General features: G+C 37.3%; 17 protein-coding genes. 4 read left to right on the plus strand and 13 right to left on the minus strand.

What is annotated here, in order from left to right; genetic code table 11:
- Positions 1 to 92 precede the first annotated feature (92 nt).
- Positions 93 to 3,629: a VCBS repeat-containing protein gene (locus P164_RS06170; protein ID WP_028375575.1), complete on the plus strand. Its 3,537-nt coding sequence runs from the start codon at positions 93 to 95 to the stop codon at positions 3,627 to 3,629.
- 713 nt (positions 3,630 to 4,342) lie between these two features.
- Here the strand turns inward: P164_RS06170 and P164_RS06175 are convergent.
- Positions 4,343 to 4,633: a DUF4172 domain-containing protein gene (locus P164_RS06175; protein WP_028375576.1), complete on the minus strand. Its 291-nt coding sequence runs from the start codon at positions 4,631 to 4,633 to the stop codon at positions 4,343 to 4,345.
- A 304-nt stretch (positions 4,634 to 4,937) separates the two neighbouring features.
- Here P164_RS06175 and P164_RS06180 point away from each other — a divergent pair, with 304 nt between their 5' ends.
- On the plus strand, positions 4,938 to 7,172 hold the full coding sequence (locus P164_RS06180) for a xanthine dehydrogenase family protein molybdopterin-binding subunit (protein WP_028375577.1): 2,235 nt from the start codon (positions 4,938 to 4,940) through the stop codon (positions 7,170 to 7,172).
- Between the two features lie 101 nt (positions 7,173 to 7,273).
- On the opposite strand, the gene P164_RS06185 is transcribed toward P164_RS06180, so the two are convergent.
- From P164_RS06185 to P164_RS18940, 8 genes are all read right to left on the minus strand, one after another.
- Positions 7,274 to 7,918: a hypothetical protein gene (locus tag P164_RS06185; protein WP_051621250.1), complete on the minus strand. Its 645-nt coding sequence runs from the start codon at positions 7,916 to 7,918 to the stop codon at positions 7,274 to 7,276.
- 20 nt (positions 7,919 to 7,938) lie between these two features.
- Positions 7,939 to 8,403: a (2Fe-2S)-binding protein gene (locus P164_RS06190; RefSeq protein ID WP_028375578.1), complete on the minus strand. Its 465-nt coding sequence runs from the start codon at positions 8,401 to 8,403 to the stop codon at positions 7,939 to 7,941.
- 55 nt (positions 8,404 to 8,458) lie between these two features.
- Positions 8,459 to 9,610: a carboxymuconolactone decarboxylase family protein gene (locus P164_RS06195; protein WP_028375579.1), complete on the minus strand. Its 1,152-nt coding sequence runs from the start codon at positions 9,608 to 9,610 to the stop codon at positions 8,459 to 8,461.
- Positions 9,611 to 9,621: 11 nt separating this feature from the next.
- The gene (locus tag P164_RS06200; protein ID WP_028375580.1) at positions 9,622 to 10,227 is read right to left on the minus strand and encodes a flavodoxin family protein; all 606 of its coding nucleotides are present in this window, start codon (positions 10,225 to 10,227) and stop codon (positions 9,622 to 9,624) included.
- 7 nt (positions 10,228 to 10,234) lie between these two features.
- Positions 10,235 to 10,690 (minus strand): nuclear transport factor 2 family protein, encoded by a 456-nt coding sequence (locus tag P164_RS06205; RefSeq protein WP_035899375.1) that lies wholly within the window; start codon positions 10,688 to 10,690, stop codon positions 10,235 to 10,237.
- Positions 10,691 to 10,701: 11 nt separating this feature from the next.
- On the minus strand, positions 10,702 to 11,157 hold the full coding sequence (locus tag P164_RS06210; protein ID WP_028375582.1) for a nuclear transport factor 2 family protein: 456 nt from the start codon (positions 11,155 to 11,157) through the stop codon (positions 10,702 to 10,704).
- Positions 11,158 to 11,241: 84 nt separating this feature from the next.
- The gene (locus P164_RS18935) at positions 11,242 to 11,829 is read right to left on the minus strand and encodes an aldo/keto reductase (RefSeq protein ID WP_410503383.1); all 588 of its coding nucleotides are present in this window, start codon (positions 11,827 to 11,829) and stop codon (positions 11,242 to 11,244) included.
- A 149-nt stretch (positions 11,830 to 11,978) separates the two neighbouring features.
- Positions 11,979 to 12,161 (minus strand): hypothetical protein, encoded by a 183-nt coding sequence (locus tag P164_RS18940; RefSeq protein WP_234405824.1) that lies wholly within the window; start codon positions 12,159 to 12,161, stop codon positions 11,979 to 11,981.
- Between the two features lie 157 nt (positions 12,162 to 12,318).
- Here P164_RS18940 and P164_RS06220 point away from each other — a divergent pair, with 157 nt between their 5' ends.
- Positions 12,319 to 13,212 carry a helix-turn-helix domain-containing protein gene (locus P164_RS06220; RefSeq protein WP_028375583.1) on the plus strand — a complete coding sequence of 298 codons (894 nt, stop codon included), beginning with the start codon at positions 12,319 to 12,321 and terminating at the stop codon, positions 13,210 to 13,212.
- Positions 13,213 to 13,302: 90 nt separating this feature from the next.
- Here P164_RS06220 and P164_RS06225 read toward each other — a convergent pair whose 3' ends face one another.
- The 4 genes from P164_RS06225 to P164_RS06240 all read right to left on the minus strand — a co-directional run bounded on the left by P164_RS06225 (position 13,303) and on the right by P164_RS06240 (position 18,861).
- Positions 13,303 to 13,872, minus strand: coding sequence for a site-specific integrase (locus tag P164_RS06225; protein ID WP_117434300.1), 570 nt, complete (start codon positions 13,870 to 13,872; stop codon positions 13,303 to 13,305).
- Positions 13,865 to 14,494, minus strand: coding sequence for a hypothetical protein (locus P164_RS06230; RefSeq protein WP_159106007.1), 630 nt, complete (start codon positions 14,492 to 14,494; stop codon positions 13,865 to 13,867). Before P164_RS06230 ends, P164_RS06225 begins: the two co-directional genes overlap by 8 nt.
- Positions 14,495 to 14,713: 219 nt before the next feature.
- Positions 14,714 to 16,420 (minus strand): helix-turn-helix domain-containing protein, encoded by a 1,707-nt coding sequence (locus P164_RS06235; protein WP_028375584.1) that lies wholly within the window; start codon positions 16,418 to 16,420, stop codon positions 14,714 to 14,716.
- A gap of 11 nt (positions 16,421 to 16,431) precedes the next feature.
- Positions 16,432 to 18,861, minus strand: a complete 2,430-nt coding sequence (locus P164_RS06240; protein WP_028375585.1) for an aminotransferase class I/II-fold pyridoxal phosphate-dependent enzyme — start codon at positions 18,859 to 18,861, stop codon at positions 16,432 to 16,434.
- Positions 18,862 to 19,086: 225 nt separating this feature from the next.
- Between P164_RS06240 and P164_RS06245 the strand changes: the two genes are divergently transcribed.
- Positions 19,087 to 19,461, plus strand: coding sequence for a hypothetical protein (locus tag P164_RS06245; protein ID WP_035899377.1), 375 nt, complete (start codon positions 19,087 to 19,089; stop codon positions 19,459 to 19,461).
- Positions 19,462 to 19,464 lie beyond the last annotated feature (3 nt).

A 19,464-nucleotide genomic window follows, 5' to 3' on the forward strand; every position in this document is an offset into this window, starting at 1 on the left:
TTTTTTAATTGTTCTGTAAGAAAACCTGCCAGCAATGGCAGGTTTTTTAATGACCTATTTCTATCTTTAGTTTTCTTATCTAAATCTAACTAATGCATCGTTTTTCTTCATACTTTAAATCAATACTGCTCATATTAGGTGTTGCTTCGTGTACTTCACCTAAAACCGATGAAGCCATAACCGAAAGCAGCTTATTTAAGTTACACACTTCAAAAGAAACAGGAGTTGACTTTACAAATACCATTGTAGAAAATGCCGATTTTAATATGGTCGATTATTTTTATGTCTATAATGGTGGTGGCGTTGCGATAGGTGACATTAATAATGATGGTCTGACCGATATTTATTTTACAGGCAATTTTGTCGATGATAAATTATATCTCAATCTAGGTGACTTCAAGTTTAAAGACATTACCATTTCCGCGGGGATTAATAAACCCGGATGGTCTACCGGTGTAACCATGATAGATATTAACCACGATGGTTTACTTGATATATATGTAAGTAGATCTGGAAATTATATCCCAGAAAAACGTGCAAACCTACTCTATATAAATCAGGGAAATACCACATTTAAAGAACAAGCAGCGACTTATGGTTTAGCCGATACCAGCTACTCTACTCAGGCTGCATTTTTAGATTATGATCACGACGGGGATCTAGATATGTACTTACTTAATCACAGTAACGAGATACGCGATCCTAATAATGTAAAGGCATTAACAAAAGACGGCAGCGGTCTCGCAAATGACCGGTTCTATAAAAATATGGAAGTTGAGACCGGCAACATCAGCTTTACAGATGTTACCCTCGAGGCAGGAATTCTCTACGATGGTATGGGCCTGGGCATAGGTACTGCAGACGTGAATAATGACGGCTGGGATGATATTTTTATAACAAACGATTTTATAGCAAATGACTATCTCTACCTAAATAATCAAGACGGAACCTTCACAGAGCAAGCACATGCATTTCTGGGACATAACAGCCATTTTAGTATGGGTAATGACCTTGCAGATTTTAATAATGATGGCCTGGTTGATATCGTAACTGCAGATATGCTCCCTCCAGATAATTTTCAGGAGAAAAAAATGTCTGGCCCCTTAAATAATGATTTATTTCAATACACGCTTCAAGAAGGCTACTTACCTCAATATATGCGTAACAATTTGCAAATAAACACCGGCGGTACTTCTACAAACGAACAAAGTTTTTCTGAAGTAGGTCAACTTGTAGGTATAGATGCTACAAGCTGGAGCTGGGCGCCGCTTTTTGCAGATTTTGACAACGACGGTCTCAAAGACTTATACATTACTAATGGTTATTTACGCGATATAACCGACCTTGATTTTATAAACTACACCAGCACCCTTTCTGGTAATCCTACACTAAAAACTTTAGATTCCATTTTAAAAAATAAAGCTAAAACGATGCCTGCGCTGAAGTTGGCAAATTATATGTTTAAAAATACAGATTCGCTTCGTTTTGAAAACGTTTCTAACCCGTGGGGATTAAGCGAACCTTCGCTATCTAATGGTGCGGCTTATGCAGATCTTGATAATGATGGTGATCTTGATCTGGTTATAAATAATATTAATGCGGAAGCTTTTATCTATGAGAATAAAATAAATAACGGTAATTACTTACGTGTTTCCTTAACCGGCGATTCATTAAATACTTTTGCCTTCGGAAGCGAAATATCTCTTTTTCAAGATGGGAAAATTCAAAAAGTAAAGCAAAGTGTTACCCGTGGGTATCAATCTTCTGTTGATCCCATTTTACATTTTGGGCTAACCTCACAAAAAATAGATAGCCTTATCATTTCCTGGCCTACCGGGAAGATGGGAATTTTAAAAAACGTTAAAGCAAATCAATTACTGAAGCTTTCAGAAAATGATTTAGCTGAATATATTCCAAATGCTAAATCAAAACCGGAACAATTTATGGTTGAGGTAAGCCAAAAAAGTTCTGTTAATTATCTGCACACAGATCCTTTTTATAACGATTTTAATCGCCAATTTTTACTACCGCATAAACACTCGTTTCAAGGTCCTGGCATAGCTGTAGGAGATATTAATAATGATGGCTATGAAGACTTTTTTATAGGTGGTGCCTACAATCAAAGTGGTCAGATTTTTAAAGGTTCTAAAAACGGCACATTTACTCAAACAGCGCTTGTAGCAAATGAGAAAGAAAAATTTGAAGAAGACACCGGTGTTTTACTTTTTGATGCCGATAATGATGGTGATCTCGATTTATATATAGCATCAGGGAGTAATGAATTTTATCCTGATTCTGAGTTTTATCAAGATCGCTTATATATAAACGATGGGCGCGGTAATTTTAAATTGAATCCCTACGCATTACCTCAAATTACTGCTAGCGGTTCTTGTGTACGCGCAGCTGACTTTGATAAAGATGGTGATCTCGATTTGTTTGTAGGCGGAAGATTGTCTGCACTTAAATATCCTTTACCGGGACAAAGTTATTTACTGGTAAACGAAAATGGTGTTTTTAAAGACAAAACAAAAAGTCTAGCTCCTTCCATATCTAAATTAGGAATGGTAACCGATGCTTTATGGAGCGATTATGACAATGATGGAGATACAGACCTGGTGGTTGTAGGTGAGTTTATGGCAATTCAATTTATAAAAAATGAAAACGGAATTTTTGAGAATAAAACGGCAACCACAGGACTTAACAAAACTTCAGGTTGGTGGAACTCTATAAATGCCGGTGATTTTGATAATGACGGCGATATAGATTATGTGGTAGGAAATCTAGGATTAAATACAAAATACCAGGTTTCTTCAGAAGAGCCAATGACCGTTTATGCTTTAGATTATGATAACAACGGAAGCTTAGATCCTATTCTAGCCACTTATAAAAATGGTGTTCAGGTACTTGTGCACTCTAGAGATGATTTGATCAAGCAGATACCTGCTATGAAGAAAAAATTCCCCAATTATGCCAGTTATGCTAATGCAAGCTTAAACGAGGTGCTTACTACGCAAGAAAAAAGCCGCGCGTACAGTGCCCGGGCATTTACATTTGCCTCTTCCGTATTAATGAATAATGGAGACGGCACCTTTGCAATACACTCCTTACCTACTGCAGCACAATTAGGCCCCATCTACAGCATACTGGTTGATGATGTAAATAACGATAGCTTCTTAGATCTAATCGTGAGTGGTAACGATTTTGGGACAAGTGTTGATGCCGGGAGATACGATGCCTTAAAAGGGCTAATATTAAGCGGAGACGGCACAGGAGGCTTTCAGCCAATGGGCATTTATGAAGATGGTTTAAATTTAGAGGGACAGGTACGTGGTTCTGCGGTTCTTGCAGGAAATCAAAGTTCACGCTATATATTTGGTCGTAATTCTGATTCGCTCACAATCTATGAACCTTCAAATGCAAAAGCCTTTAAAACGCTGCAAATAGACGCGGCTGCAGCAAAAGGTATAATTACATATAAAAATGGAAAGAAGCGAGCTCTCGAGTTTTATTACGGCTCCTCCTATTTATCTCAATCTACCAGATCAATTAAAATTGATGAAACGATAGCTAAGATTGAAGTTGAGAATTTTAAAGGAGAGAAGAGCATTGTGTTTGAAAACAAACTCTGAAAAATTAAGCCTTTTAAAATTTTTAGTTCAAAATCTTATAAATAAAAAAAGCCTCAGTAAAACTGAGGCTTTGAAGAAGTGATCGCGACAGGATTCGAACCGAATTCTGAAACCTTTATGATTACTTACCTTTCAAAGCAAAAACCTAAACGAGTTAACCGAATTGTAAACGTTTTTCAATACTATTTGACTTTCATCTTTGCCAAAATTAGGAAAAATTAATTTTAAATAGAAAACTATTAATTTGATTTTAAATTATTTATGTATTATAACTTATATCAAGTTTAATTTAGGTACCATATTCTCTCATTTCTTTTAAATATTGTGAAGGTTTCTCACCTACTTTTCGTTCAAAAACTTTAGAAAAAGAACAGGCTCTTTTAAATCCAACTTCTTGTCACCAAGCCTGTATCTTATAAAACTGAAGCTGTGGATCATCTTCCAGCTTTTCTAGTAAATATTGTACACGTAATTCATAAATGTAATTAGAGAAATTAACCTCTTTAACCTTATTGATTACCCGTGATAAATACGCTGAATTGGTATTCAAATCTTTAGCCAGACCAGAAAGATTTAAGTCAGGATTTAAAAAATGTAACTTACAGGAATATTAATGCGTTTAGCTTTCTCTAATAGCGTTCTGTGCCATTCGAATAATGCCAGATCTGTCAAAGGTTCTGCAAAATTTTGCCTAACCCGCACCATCAACTCTCCTACACTCCGCGCCATTGGATCTTTAACGGATTTTGAGTTACCGTAGCCCAAATTGTTCCGTATGGAGACATCACATCTTCCTGGCTCAGATACTCTCCCTCAATTTCTGAAGTTTTCACTGCCTCAGCAACCATTAGCGATAAGATAGCTTCCATTTGCATCGTATCTGAAAGTCCTTCCAATATACCATTAACGCGACCAGCCCTTTGGCTGAATTTAAAGAGCTTCTCTTCAATTTCAGTTATTGTATACTTAAAATTTGGCCAGTCTTCGTATTGCCAATTATACATGATGAGCTGATTAAACTAATTAATTGGCTCAAGTATAGTAAAAATTTGAGCCGATTAGCACTTATAATCGGCTCAAAGCTTTATTATGGGTTGTCTATTTTATAAGAAACCGCTTATGAGTTTAGATTTGAAGTATCTATAGTTAAGATCCTGTCCTAATATATTAAACTTAAACAATTAACTTAATTATTCTACGGCATTGCTAACCCTTTTTACTGGTTTGCATATCAAGAGGTTTCAGATAGTATTTTAATTCACTAAATTGGTTAGCATTTCTGAACTTCAGAAATTTAAACAGAAAATTATGAGTACAATAAAAACTTCCGTAAATCGTCGTTCTTTTCTTAAAACCTCAGCTTTAGCCAGTGGCGGAATGCTATTAAGTTTCAATTGGCTCTTGCATTCTAACACCAATGCGATTACTGAAGAACAAATTCCTGAAGGATGGTTTGAAATGAATGCCTATTTAAAAATAGCTACAGATGGGACAGTAACAATAATGGCTCCCAATCCAGAATTTGGTCAAAATGTATTAACATCCTTACCTATGATTGTTGCTGAGGAATTAGACGTCGACTGGGATCAAGTTGTTGTAAAGCAAGCACCTTTTCGTACCGATTTATATACGAGACAATTTGCTGGCGGCAGTCAATCTATACGGCAAGGTTATAATGCCCTACGTACAGCCGGAGCAACAGCACGCCAGATGCTAATTAATGCCTCTGCCAAAGTCTGGAATGTTTCAGCTTCAGAAATTACAACCACAAAAGGCTTTTTAAAACATACATCTGGTAAAAAAAGTACTTATGGCGAAATGGCTGAAGCAGCATCGCAAGAAAAAGTCCCGGAGTCTGTAGAATTAAAAAATACCGAGGATTTTACGATCATAAGCAGCTCTAAAAAGAATGTTGCTTTACCAGACATTGTAAGCGGAAAACCCTTATTTGGAATGGATTATAAGGTTCCGGGAATGAAATATGCTACCATAGCACATCCTCCTGCATTTGGACTTAAATTGAAATCTTACGACGGTACGGAAGCTTTAAAAATGCCCGGCATAACTGCTATTTTTGATATTGATATTTACAATGAAGGCTATGAGTTAAACATCTTTGATACCGCTACCTTTCCCAATCTAGTGGTAGTGGTAGGTGATTCTACCTGGCAGGTTATGCAAGCAAAAAAAGCATTAAAACTGGAGTGGGAACCCTTTGAAGAACATACGCTTAAACTCAATGTCTTTGGCAATAAATCGACACAGGTAGTTCCAGCAGGATTGGAGAGTTCTGAGGATCACTGGGAACAGATGGATGCTAAATCTAAAGAACCGGGTACTGTAGTACGCAAAGATGGCGATCCCGAAACAGCTTTTAAAAATGCCGCTAAGATTATTGAAAGTACGTATACCGCTCCTTTTTTGGCACATAATGCCATGGAACCTGTAAACTTTTTTGCTCACGTAACTGATGATAAAGCAATATTAGCCGGTCCTTTACAGGCGCCCGAACTTACAGAGCCTACGGTTGCCGCACGGCTAGGAATGAGTAAAGATCAAATTGAAATTATTATGACCCGTATGGGTGGTGGTTTTGGCAGACGGGCATATTCTCACGAAGTCGTTGAAGCTGCTGTAATTTCTCAAAAAATAAAAAAACCGGTAAAACTGGTGTATACCCGTGAGGACGATATGACTTACGGCATTTACCGTCCTGCCTACCACGCTACTTTTAGAGCAGCTTTGGATGAAAATAATAAAATGGTTGCCTACCACATAAAAACAGGCGGTATACCTGAAAGTCCGCTGCATGCAAACCGTTTCCCGGCAGGAGCGGTTGACAATTATCTAGCTGAAAGCTGGCAAATTAATTCAAATATTACCATCGGAGCTTTTAGAGCTCCGAGATCTAATTTTATGGGAGGTTCTGAACAGGCATTTTTAGATGAAGTTGCTGTTGCTGCTGGTAAAGATCCTATTGCATTTAGATTAGAATTGTTTGAAAAAGCAAAAATAAGTCCGGTAGGTGTAAACAATGATTATGAAGCAGATCGTTTTATTGCGCTACTTGAATTGTTACGTAACAAATCAAATTGGGAGTCTTCAAAACCCGACATTCATCGAGGGGTTGCAGCCTATTATTGTCATAACAGTTATGTAGGTCATGTTGTTGACTTGAAGAATGACAATGGGAAATTAGTCTTTGATAAAGTATACAGTGCCGTAGACTGTGGCATTGTTATCAATAAGGATGCTGCACGAAATATGGTGGAAGGCGCAGTAACCGATGGTTTGGGAAATGCGATGTTTGGCAAAATGACTTTTAAGGATGGTGTTCCTCAAAAAAGTAATTTTTACAATTACCGATTGATTCGTATGCCCGAATCTCCTAAAGATATTGAAGTGCATTTTGTTGAAAATGGTAAAAACCCAACAGGATTAGGTGAACCTCCTTTCCCTCCTATTTTTGCGGCGTATACTAATGCATTGTCTCGTGCAAAAAATAAACGCTTTTACAACCATCCTATTCTGGAAGAAGTATAAAATCATAAACGTGTTTAAACAAAAAGAGCCGCTAAATTAGCGGCTCTTTCTTTAGTATAAAACTTATCGTACAGCACTTAAAGTTGTGTTGGAGTTATATTTTAGTTTGCTTCTTCCGGAGCATACGCACCGGTTTTAAGCCAGGTTATCCACGCCTCCTTAAACTCCGCGTGACTCATTGGCGGCAATGATAGCCCTTCAGCGGGATGCCAACCAGCCTTTACTAAAGTATCTTCAGCATGTGCAATTAAATCTTTAATGGATTTATTTCCATTTTTAGATTTGTCAATTAATTGTTTAGCCAATTCATTAGCGGTTCTTCCTTGAAAGATCATTTTCATATCCGCGGGTGGCAAATGCCATTCGGGATTTCCCGGGGGAGCATGTTTACCGGGTGTATTTTCATTTTGATGGCAATTGGCACATTTCATCGCATACACCCCTTTTCCGTCTTCACCGCGTTGTGGTGACATGCCATGTAGATGACTGTCATCACCCTGTAGCGGAATATCTCCCGAAGGATGACAGTTCATACAGCGTGGATGCATCAATACAGAGTAGACTTTCTTAAAGGCTTCCTTAGAAACTACACTGTCTTTTTTAAGGCTTGAAAGTTCTATATAGTCTTCAGTTGAAAAATTCTTTTCAGACATTCCTACTGAAATGCCTACTACCAAAAGAATTAGAAAAACCCCTCCTACAGTACTTAAAATTTTTCCTTGATTTTTAGGTTTAAATGGATTCATAATTTCTAATTGAACGATTATTAAGTACTGCTTTTATTAATTTCTGCGGCAACATGAATCGCCTTACGAATTCTGGAATAGGTTCCACAACGGCAAATATTACCTGCCATCGCCAGATCTATATCCTCATCGGTTGGATTGGGATTTTCTTTTAACAATACAGCTGCAGACATAATCTGACCGCTATGACAATACCCACATTGCGGCACATCGATTTCGGTCCAAGCCAGTTGTACCGGATGATCGTGATTTTCTGCTAAACCCTCGATGGTCACTATTTTCTTATTTTCAGCGCGCTTAACTTTTGTAACACAAGAGCGCACGGCTTCGCCCTCCAGATGTACAACACATGCCCCACACTGTGCCACACCACATCCATACTTTGTACCCGGCAGATCTAAATGATCTCGCAATACCCATAGAAGAGGTGTTTCGGGATCAACATCTACCTGCAGATCTTTTTCGTTAACGTGTAGTGAAATCATAGTGCATATTTTTAAGCTGTTCAATTCTATTAAAGATACTAAATACCTCTATATATTATTTTTGTGATAAATAGGTTTCTTTTGTAACTACATCAAACCACTGAGTAGACCCTTCAGACCTATCTGTAATTGCAATCTGAACAAAAGCTTCGGTATCACTTGCGCCGTGCCAATGCGGCGTATTTGGAGGGCATTTCACGGTATCCCCTTTTTTTAAGATGCGTTTAGGACTTCCTTTTTCCTGATAAAAACCGGTACCAGAAATTGAAATAATGATCTGACCCGTAGGATGCTGGTGCCAAAAAGTACGTGCACCAGGTTCAAAAGTCACTACGCCCGCAGCAGTTGTATTCACCTCATCTGCTGTTATTAGCGAATTGAGATAAGCCTTACCTGTAAATACAGGATTGTCTAATTTTTCTCCTCTGAGGAATATTAAATTTTCGATTTCGCTTAATGCGGAAGAAGGCGTCGGCTCCTTGCTATCGGTAAGTGCTGCTAGAAGCAATTTACCTATATAAGCCTTTTCCGGTCCTGCTTGAGTTTCTACCATCTCAATAATTTTGTTCATTTGAGCTTCAGTAACTCCCTGGTGCATCGCAATACCTATATGTCCGCGTGCCATAGGGTCGAGGTCGCCCATTGTTAACAATGCACCTACTGTTGCAATTTCACGCTCCTTGTAATTAAGTACTCCTCGTTTAAAGATATCTGCAAAAAGATGTTCTTTAAGAAAAACCTCAATCACAGGAACTGTTTTAGCGTAGCCCGCCATAGGTCTGTTATTAATTCCAGTTAAATCAGCAAGAACTTCTTTCCCTATTTCATATTTATTTCCCGCATTCAAATCAGTTGCTGCCGGCCCCTCCTGATCCTGAATACCTTTATTTATTCGATCTTGAAGAACTTCAGTCAATGTATTTATAGCCATTAGGCTTCTGGGAAAACCACAATAAGCGTAGAGGTGTACTAATTCCTCCTTTACCTGATTTACCGTCATTCCAGCGTCGAGACCCGCGTGTAATGAGGCATTAAGCAATTGCGTATCGCCCTTTGCTGTAGCGATTGCTATTGAAGCAATCCCTTGTTCTACAGGGCTCAGTTCATCTTTAGATTGTGCAGATGCAGAACCAAATGATAAGCTGTAAAAGGTTAGCATACTTATTACGATTAAAAGGGTTGACTGTTTTACATTAAACTTTTTCATAATTCTATATTTTAGAAGTCGATTTTAGCCAGCCAATCATCTAACTTTTCTTCTACTTGTTCTGCTTTTTCTCCTTCCATAACAAAGAGGATCCCGTCCCGTTCTATACCGCCTTCAACTGAAAATGCTTCAAGTACTTTAGAATCAGAACACAATTTATTGATTGTTTTAATCGTGCTTCCCAAACCATAACCTGCATTGGTGTTAAAAGGTATTACGGTTTTACCGCTAAGGTTATTTGTAGTCAAAAAACTTTTTATAGGTGGTGGGAGTTGCATTCCCCAGGTGGGAAACCCTATAAAAACCGTATCATAATGATCCAGATTATTAATTTTAGTTTGTAAAGGAGGTAAAAAACCGGTTTCGTTTTCTTCTGCTACCTGAGCTACAATTTCCTGATAGTTCTCAGGGTAAGGGTCTTGTAGTTCTATAGCAGTCATTTCACCACCGGTTTTTTTCTGTATCATTTGAGCTACCGCCCGGGTATTATTTGTACGCGACACATAAACTATCAAAATAGGCTGCGCCTTATTTTCAGTTGAATGCTGCATAGTTTTTTCTGCCTGACCTTGACAGGAAAGGGTAAATACGAGCATAAGTAACACTAAATACTTCATCTAATTTCTATTTGCCTGGAGGCCCCGTTAGTAGTTTTACAAATGATAAATTTGCCAGTTTCCAGCCATCGTCTTCATTCACATAAACCTCGGTCACCATAAAACGATTTGTCACTTCATTGCCTCCTACTTCAGCTAAAAGAGTGATTTCATTCAAAAGAATTGCCGTCTCACCGATTACATCAACAGATATAGTATGGACGTCTGCTTTTTTATACCAGATTCCTCCACTACCTATAATTGCTAATTCGCGATCTGTACCCCAACTGCCGCCCATATGTACAAACTGAGCTTGAGGATGAAAAAAATCTTTAAGTTCATTTACATTTTTATCTGCCATCCATTGCCATTTGTTTGCGGATAGCTCTTTAATTTTAGATTCGGTATCCTGCGCATGTAATTGAATGGTCATTAAAACCATTAAGACCAAAACCACATTCTTTACAAATTTTTGGTGTTTCATAATTTTAATTTTTAATGAACGATTTTATGAGTATCACGAACGCTACTAAACGTTAAGTCAAGCAGCTTCCAGGCATCATTCTGCATTTGATAAACTTCAGTTACTGTAAACTCGGTTGAAACATCATCGCCTCGCACATGCGCCACTAGTGTAATTCGATTCCATACGATTACAGTTTCTCCAAATTCTTTTACAACAGTATCATGCACATTAGCTTGCTTGTACCAAATACTGCCACTTTCTATTATCTCTAATTCCCGGCTCTTATCCCAGGAGCCACTCATATGTACAAAGCGAGCATCTTCATCAAATAAGTCCTTGAGCTTATCTACATCCTTATCTGCCATCCACTGCCATTTATTCATTGAAAGTTCTTTAACCTGTTTTGTTACATCACTATCCTGAGTAAAGCCAACCTGAGTAAAGAGGAGCATAAAAAATCCTACTATTTTATATATGTTTTTCATTCGATTGTATTTTAAAATTCAATTAATTCTCTATCATTTTTTGCATTTGCTCTGGGTAGCGCGCACCCTGAATATCAATTGTATTCAGAGCATTTTCAATTTTTTATAAATGCTTGTTTCTAATTTAAAGGCTTCACTCCCTATATTTTCTTTCAATTGGTGCAATTTTGTCGTACCCAGAATGGGTACGATCCTAGGTTTTTGCTCAAGCAGCCAGACAAGAGCTATTTGTGCAGAAGTAGCTTCTTTTTCTGTTGCGATTTTTCCTAATAATTCTACTAAAGCCTGATTGGCTTTTCTATTTTCTTCATTAAACCACGGAACACTATTTCTAAAGTCGTTATCACTAAACTTCATTTTATCATCAATTTTTCCGGTTAGAAAACCCTTTCCTGGAGGACTAAAAGGAACTAAACAAATACCCAATTCATTTAAGATAGGAATAATTTCTTGCTCAGGTTCTCGCCACCAAAGAGAGTATTGACTTTGTAAAGCAGCAACCGGTTGAACGGCATGTTCTTTCCTGATGGTATTCGCTCCTGCTTCAAACAAACCAAAATGTTTCACTTTTCCTTCTGTAATAAGATCTTTAACGGTACCAGCCACCTCTTCGATAGGCACATTAGGATCTACACGGTGCTGATAAAATAGATCAATCACATCTGTATTCAATCTTTTTAAAGAAGCTTCAGCAACTTGGCGTTTACGTTCTGGACGGCTGTCTAATCCCTTACCTGCGACACCCTACTTAAAACCAAATTTTGTTGCGATTATCACCTCCTCACGGAAGGGTTTTAGAGCTTCACCCAACAGTTTTTCATTTACAAATGGCCATAAGCTTCTGCTGTATCAAAAAACGTAACAACTTTATTATAAGCATCTCGTATCAATTTTAGAGCAAGACATTTTTCAGTGGCAGGGCCGTAACCAAAACTAAGTCCCATACATCCCAATCCTAAAGCCGAAACTTCTAAACCACTTTTTCCTAGTTCTTTATTTTTCATAGCTCTTTATTTTGTTCCTTACAAAGTTCAATTACTTTACCGCTCCTATTTGTATATGAATTACTGCCTTTATTACCATTTTTACCGTTTGCACTGTGAGCTCCAAAATTCTTAAAACCAGTTCGGTATATTTGCTGGTATACAAAAGCATTTGGTTATGAAGGACATTCTAAAAGTAGAAACGATATCACAATACAATACATTAAAGGAAATCGCTAACAGACATCCGTTAATCACGTGTTTTGATAGTGCCGATGCAAAACCCTTACAAAGCGGAAAATTTAACTTTGGTTTTTATGCCATTTTTCTAAAAGGTGTAAACTGTGGAGAATTACAATACGGTCGCAACACCTATGATTATGAAGCGGGCACTTTAGTCTTTATGGGGCCGGGACAAGCGGTTGAGATCAAAACTCAAAAGGATTACAATCCTAAAGGCAATGCCTTACTCTTTCACGCTGATTTTATCAAAGGAACTCCCCTTGCCTCGAAAATTCATACCTACACATTTTTTTCTTATGAACTTAACGAAGCGCTTCACCTTTCTGAAAAAGAGCAACATATCGTAAAGGATCTCTTTTCTAAAATAGATTATGAACTAGAACAGTCTATAGATAAACACAGTAAACAGATCGTATGTAATACCATAGAGTTACTTCTAAATTATTGTGAGCGCTTTTATGAGCGCCAGTTTATCACCCGAGAAGTTTTAAGCCAAGGTGTTGTTTCAAACTTTGAACGCATGCTTCATGCTTACTTCAATTCTGAAAAGCCACAAAAAATCGGACTTCCTTCTGTATCTTATTTTGCTGAAGAATTGAATTTATCTGCAAATTATCTGGGTGATCTCATCAAAAAAGAAACCGGAAAATCTGCTATAGATCACATTCACTTAAAATTAATTGACCTCGCAAAAGACCGCATTTTTGATGGTGATAAATCTATAAGTCAAGTCGCTTATGAACTGGGGTTTAAATATCCACAGCATTTTAATAGGTTATTTAAGAAAAATACCGGATATACACCTAGCGCTTATAGGAATTTAAATTAATAGGTTTTAATCTAATGCATTAAATTCCTTAAAAACTATTATTCCTGAATTTCAGATCTAATTGAACTAAAAACGAAATTTAAAATCTTATTATCCCAACTTTTCCCTCAATACATCTATATCATTTGAAATTTTAGAATCTATGACTCTGGCATAAATCTGTGTTGTAGCTATTTTGTGATGCCCTAAGATTTTAGAAACAGTTTCTATTGGAACTCCATTTGCCAGAGTTACTGTCGTTGCAAAAGTGTGCCTGGCCGTATGAAAACTTAGTTTCTTTTTGATTTTCAGTTTAATAGCTATCTCTTTCAAATATTGATTTATTTTCTGATTAGAATAGACGGGTAATAGTAAATCACTATTAATAACTCTTGGATGATTTTTATAGAAATCTAAAATGATCTCAGCCTCATTCAAGAGCGGTATTCTTACTTGAGTATTGGTTTTTAATCGTCGGGTATAAATCCACTTTTTACCATCTATACCTATTTGTAAATTATCCTTTTTTAATGATTTTGTATCTGCAAAGGCTAAACCTGTGTAGCAAGCAAATACAAAAATGTCTCTAGTGGTGGTGTGTGTTACTTTATTAAAAGTTGCATTTTTCAACTTACTCAAGTCTTGCTTGTTGAGATAAATCATATCTACCTTATCAATCATCAGGCAACCAACTGATTCCTAAAAAAGAATCCGGCCACGCGTTTTTCAAGACTTCAGAATACTGGTAATTCTTTTCAATATCGAGAATTATGATTTCTGATATTTCATAACCCGAATGGGTTAAAGCCACAGCTACTTTATCCCCCTTCCAACTGGGTTTAAAATAGCTAACCGTATACGCTTCTAAAGTATCATAAGTCCCGGGATCAAACAACGCTATCTCTTCAGCCTCATACGAATCTTGATAGTATAACTTAGCATATTGTTCACCTGCCTTACGCTTTAAATAAAAATACCTTCCACTCTCAACAATTTTAGCATCTGACACTTGGTCTGCAGCCCGGTTTCCATATTCTGTAAACTTATCCATCAACAGCTTACGTCCAGAAATTTGGTTTAGTACTTTATCTGCAAGCTTTGCCTGTGTATCATACCAGACTTTGATATCTTCCTTAATCAAATCTTCCAAATTGCGGTAGGGATCCGATACTTCGATTCCAAAATGGGTTTCAATAACTTCACGCTTTGTTAATTTAGGATACTGCAGATCGGGTTGTCCCAAATTTTGAGCACTCAAACAGAGCGGGAAATACAGTATACTAATCATCCATATATACTTCATAAGTTCCAAATTTAGAAGCCCCATTTGCATGGGGCCTTATAAAAATTAAATTTAAAGACCGTGCTTGGGTGCTTTAATTTTATCCCTTCTAATGGGACCTTTGTCATACCCTCCAGTGATTACCCGGGGGTTTTTCAATCTGAACTTTTCGAACGCTTTTAAGTTGGGTGTTTTCATATGTAAAGTATTAAATTAGTATTCCTACAAACCAATAGCTTGCTAGTTGTCAACCGATCTCAGTTGTTTCAAATACTGGGAAGGTTTCTCCCCCACTTTTCGTTCAAAAGCTTTAGAAAATGAATAAGCCCTTTTAAAACCTACTTCTTCTCCCAAAGCCTGGATTTTATAGTACTGAAGTTGGGTGTCACCTGCTAATTTTTTTATCAAGTATTCAATGCGCAACTCATTGATATAACTCGAGAAATTCATTTTTTTAGTTTCATTAATGACCCTTGAGAGATATGCTGAATTGGTATTTAAATCCTTAGCGAGACTAAAAAGACTTAGCTCGGCATCTAAATACTGCTTTCGGTCTTCAAAGTTCTGGAGCCTTCGTAGCAGGACAATTTTTATTTCCTCGGTAAGAACTGGCTCAGCAGGATCATCATCATCATCATCATCAATTTCCCTGACCTTTAGAGGTTCTGAAGCGTTACATGAGAATTTCTTAACTCTTTTGAATTTGGATTTTAAATAAATACCCGAAAATACAAGGGCCAAGGCTACTAAACTGAATTGCAAAAATTGCTTCATATACCGCCATTTATAAGCTTGCTTTTCAGAATCCAATTCCTCCAAAAGTCTTGGCTTTTCTACCTGATTGAGATAACTGGAATTTAAATAGAGTTTGTTTGAATTAATGACGGAATCAACCGCTATTGCCCTACGTGTATAATAGAGCTCTTCTTCAGAATCTGGCAGGTTTTTACTGTATGTAATCAAATTATCGTACACTTTTTTTAATTCTGGGTAGACCTCCTGATTTAGCGTGTAAATCGAATCAATCTTTTTAAAATAGTCATTGGCCAGAGATACGTCACCCATTTTTTTAGCAATTTGTCCCAGATAGTAATACGATACTGAAACTACAGATAGATCTTCAGAGATTTCTGGTAGCGCCTCGTTTAATAGCTTTTCGGCTGTTTGATACGCATCCAACCAATAAGCATTAACTCCTTTTGAGTGTAAGAAATCGTAAAAGAACAATCGGTCGGAAGTTTTTAATGTTTCTTCCAGTCCGATTTCAATAAATTGGGCTGCCTGCTCGTAATTACCCGCTCGCTGATATGCCAGTTGCAGATTGTGAAGCGTGATTAAATAATCCTCAAGATAAACTGCTTCAAAATCAGGTAATGTTTTCAAGTAGTCCAAGTGATTCTCGTAAATTTCAATAGCCTTGGTGTAATCTCCCCATCTATTTTGAAAAGCTCCCAAGACCTGGCTTATCTCGATTTCCTGTTCTTTATTCTGATTCAGCCGTGCCAAATCGTAAGCATTATAATAGGCTTTCAGGGATTCTTCATAAGCTCCAAGTTCGTAGTGATAATAGCCTTTCAGCATATAGCCCAATGCCGGATAAGTATAGTTGTAACAATTTTGAGAATACCGTATAATACTGTCGCTGTATTTTAAATTGGTTTGCGTATCATACAGACGGGCTGCAAAGTCAAAAGCTCTGGCGATTTCAAAACTGTCTTTAGCTTTCCTAGCCTTGTTTAGGTAAGCTTCAGTAATCAGCCGTTGCTGACTCAGGCTTACCTCACGTTCATCATAAGCCATCCTAAGTTCAGGAATACTTAGACCTTCTAGGTACTTTCGATAATAGGTATTGTGAACACCTTCCTGACCTAGCCTATTTGTATTAGAAATTTCCTGCTGTGGAACCCCTGAAATAGAAACCAATATCCATAAACTGAGCACTAACATACGTTTTCAATTTAGAGTAATTTCTTATTTGATCCCTGCAAGATGCCAAGCGATTCCAGTTTGTAATTGTCTTTCACCTGAATGTAACTTACATTTTCAATGATCTCAGCTCCCAATTTCCGTTTCTCAAAACCAGCAGTCATCCCAAAGTCTATTCGACTCAATCCCAATTTTTTAGCTCTTAAAATCGTCTGATACAATAATTGCCGATATGTTTGATACTGGTTTACATATTCATAATCAAGCCCTACCAGGTTTGGTACATAGGTTTTGGCTGATTTATAGCAAAACATCACTCCAAGAATTAACCTGTCTTTGTCAATCTCGTTATTACAAAGCACGATGAATTCATAACCACTATTTGTATTCATATTCTGGAATAGCTGGATGGGATACATAAATGTGTTAAGTCCGAGGTTTGCCTGCTTGACATTTTTATAAAGCTGATAGTAACGTTCTAAATCTGCTTCGTTTAATGACGAGCATATCTCAATCCGAACTTTTTCCCGATACGGCGCGATATCCTTTCTAAAATGAACTCTTGATTTTTTACTAAGGTTACTGATATATTCTGCTTCATTCTCCCATTCAAAATTTTTGTATTGGGCAGATTCCGGCATATCAATTCGTACATAGCCTTGTAAATTGAATGTTTTATGTAGAAAGGAATCACTTCTGAAGTCCCGCAAAACGATCATCTCTGCTTGAAATTCGCGTTCTAAATCTTCAAGAATCCTGAAAAACAGGTCTAATACTTCTTGCCAATTCTTGGAATCAAAATCTATGTAAAGATGATCCCCTTCTGTAATTAACGAACCTACACTTAAAACTTTTGAAGTGAAATAGTACGGATTGGTTTTACGCTCTAATTCTAAATAGGCTGAGACTTCATTTTTAGAAAATAAATCATCTTTCCAAATGGAGCTGGTTAGGAAGGTTATTAAAACAGGTTTTGTGTTATCTGAAATAATCAGATATCTAAAATCCCAATTGTTTTCTATTGCAGTATGACCGGTGAATGACTGCTCTAAAACCTGTAAACCCTCCCAATCGTAAATGCTCTTCCCTCCCATATGGGTATTCCAAAGATCCTTATCGATATTGGTTATGGTTGATTCCAGGCTGACCTGAAACCTGCCAAAATATTTTGAAGGATCACGATTATTAGATGCCTTAGCTTCGGGTAGTTTAAAAGCCCTGCGTACCCGTTGCAGAGAAGTATGCGTATGCTCGAGCGCCAGCTTGTAGTTTATGGACAAGGCGTCCACCAGGCCGGATATATCTTCCAATTCATTATGGGTGGAAATGGTGATGCGTACTCCGGTATTCTTAACAGGTACTGCAGGAAAAATACCCAGATTGGTATAAAATCCATCCTTCATCATCAATTTTACTAATTCGTATCCAGTCGCAGGAGTTCCTGTGCCTATAAAGTGTACCGGAGACTCATTGTGGTCTATTACTGGTAAATCAGTCTGAGAAAGAAGTGTATTGAAATGGGTTATCCGATTTTGTAAATCCTGCTGTCGTTCATAAATTTCATCCGATAAATGAATTCGAGATGAGGCTATTGCTGCAGCCACTGATGCCGGTTCCAGTTGGGCTGAAAACGTAAGGGGACCTCCAAAATTCTTAATTTGGGCATAGAGCTTTTTATCAGAAGTTATGACCGTCGCTCCACTGGCTCCAAAAGTTTTACTCAATGTTCCTATAAGCAAAACTTGTTTAGGTACTTCCTTTAATACACTCATCACGTAACCACTACCATGTTTCCCTTTCCAACTCATTCCGTGCACATCGTCAAAATATAGATGCAATTGCGGGTATTTTCTAGCCAGATTCATCAAGTCTTCAATCGGAGCAAAATCCCCATACATCGAATACACTCCATCTGCCAGGTACCAAACTTTTTTAGCAGTTCTACCTAATTGCATCACTTTATCTTCAAGCATATCTAAATTATTGTGCCTGATCATTTCAACAGGAATGGAACGTGTTTTAAGAATTTCAGTAGCTTGATGTACACTCCAATGCACCTGATGATCCAGAATTACCGCATCTTCATCCCGAACAGCTGTAGGTAATACAGCAAGGTGACCGAGGGTACTGTTTTTAGTGATAATAACTGGGGTATTATAAATTACCGCCATATTCTGCTCCAATTCTTCATAGAGCGGATGCGAGATGTAGGATTTGGAAAGCGGAAATTGAGTCCCGCAGTCCCGAATAGCCTGAATGGCTGCTTCTTTTAGGCGCCGATCCTGCTCAAGGCCTAGATATCCCGTAGTACCAAAGTGATAGTGTTTGTTACCCTTAATCTCAAGATATCTGCCACTAAGCTTACTACCGCTGGCATATAAATGAAGTACCCCTTCTTCTTTGGCGCGTACCATCACATCATCAACTGAATCCAAAAAATTATTGTGCTTAATCTTTGCCATGAAGTCTTGATTTTAAATTCAAACCTTAAACTATGTAAATATTTATATACTAACCTATTAGACGATTTGCTCCTGGATCTCTCTATCCCTTAAAGACAACTTTTTATCCCTGAGAGACAAAAATCTTTATGAAAACACTACAATTGATTACAAAATCCCTTAAATGCAACTGACTTAAAAATTGATAAAAATTATTTTTTTTAATTTGTAGTAGTATTCTTTATTATGCACGAAGTACTAGAAACAGATTATGCCATTTTCTGGATTGAAGACTCAATCCTTTTTTGTTCATACAAAGCGATTGTAGTTAAAGGTTACGATATGGCAAAACGTATCGTAGCCGATCGGCTATCGTTTCAAAATGAACGCCCCTATCCTATTTTATGCGATGTTAGAAGAATAGTAGATTCCGATAAAATTGCCAGAGACTTTTTAGCACGCGAAGGATCCACTTTTGCTAAAGCGATTAGTTTTTTAGTACAGCCCTTAAAAAGCCAGGCACAAGCAGAATTTTTTATTCAAAATAATAAACCTCTGGTACCAACCGGAATTTTTACAAATCAAACAAAAGCTATAGCGTTTTTGATGCCTTATAAATAGTTT

Origin of the sequence: Leeuwenhoekiella sp. MAR_2009_132 (assembly GCF_000687915.1) — a bacterium.
Taxonomy (GTDB): Bacteria; Bacteroidota; Bacteroidia; order Flavobacteriales; family Flavobacteriaceae; genus Leeuwenhoekiella.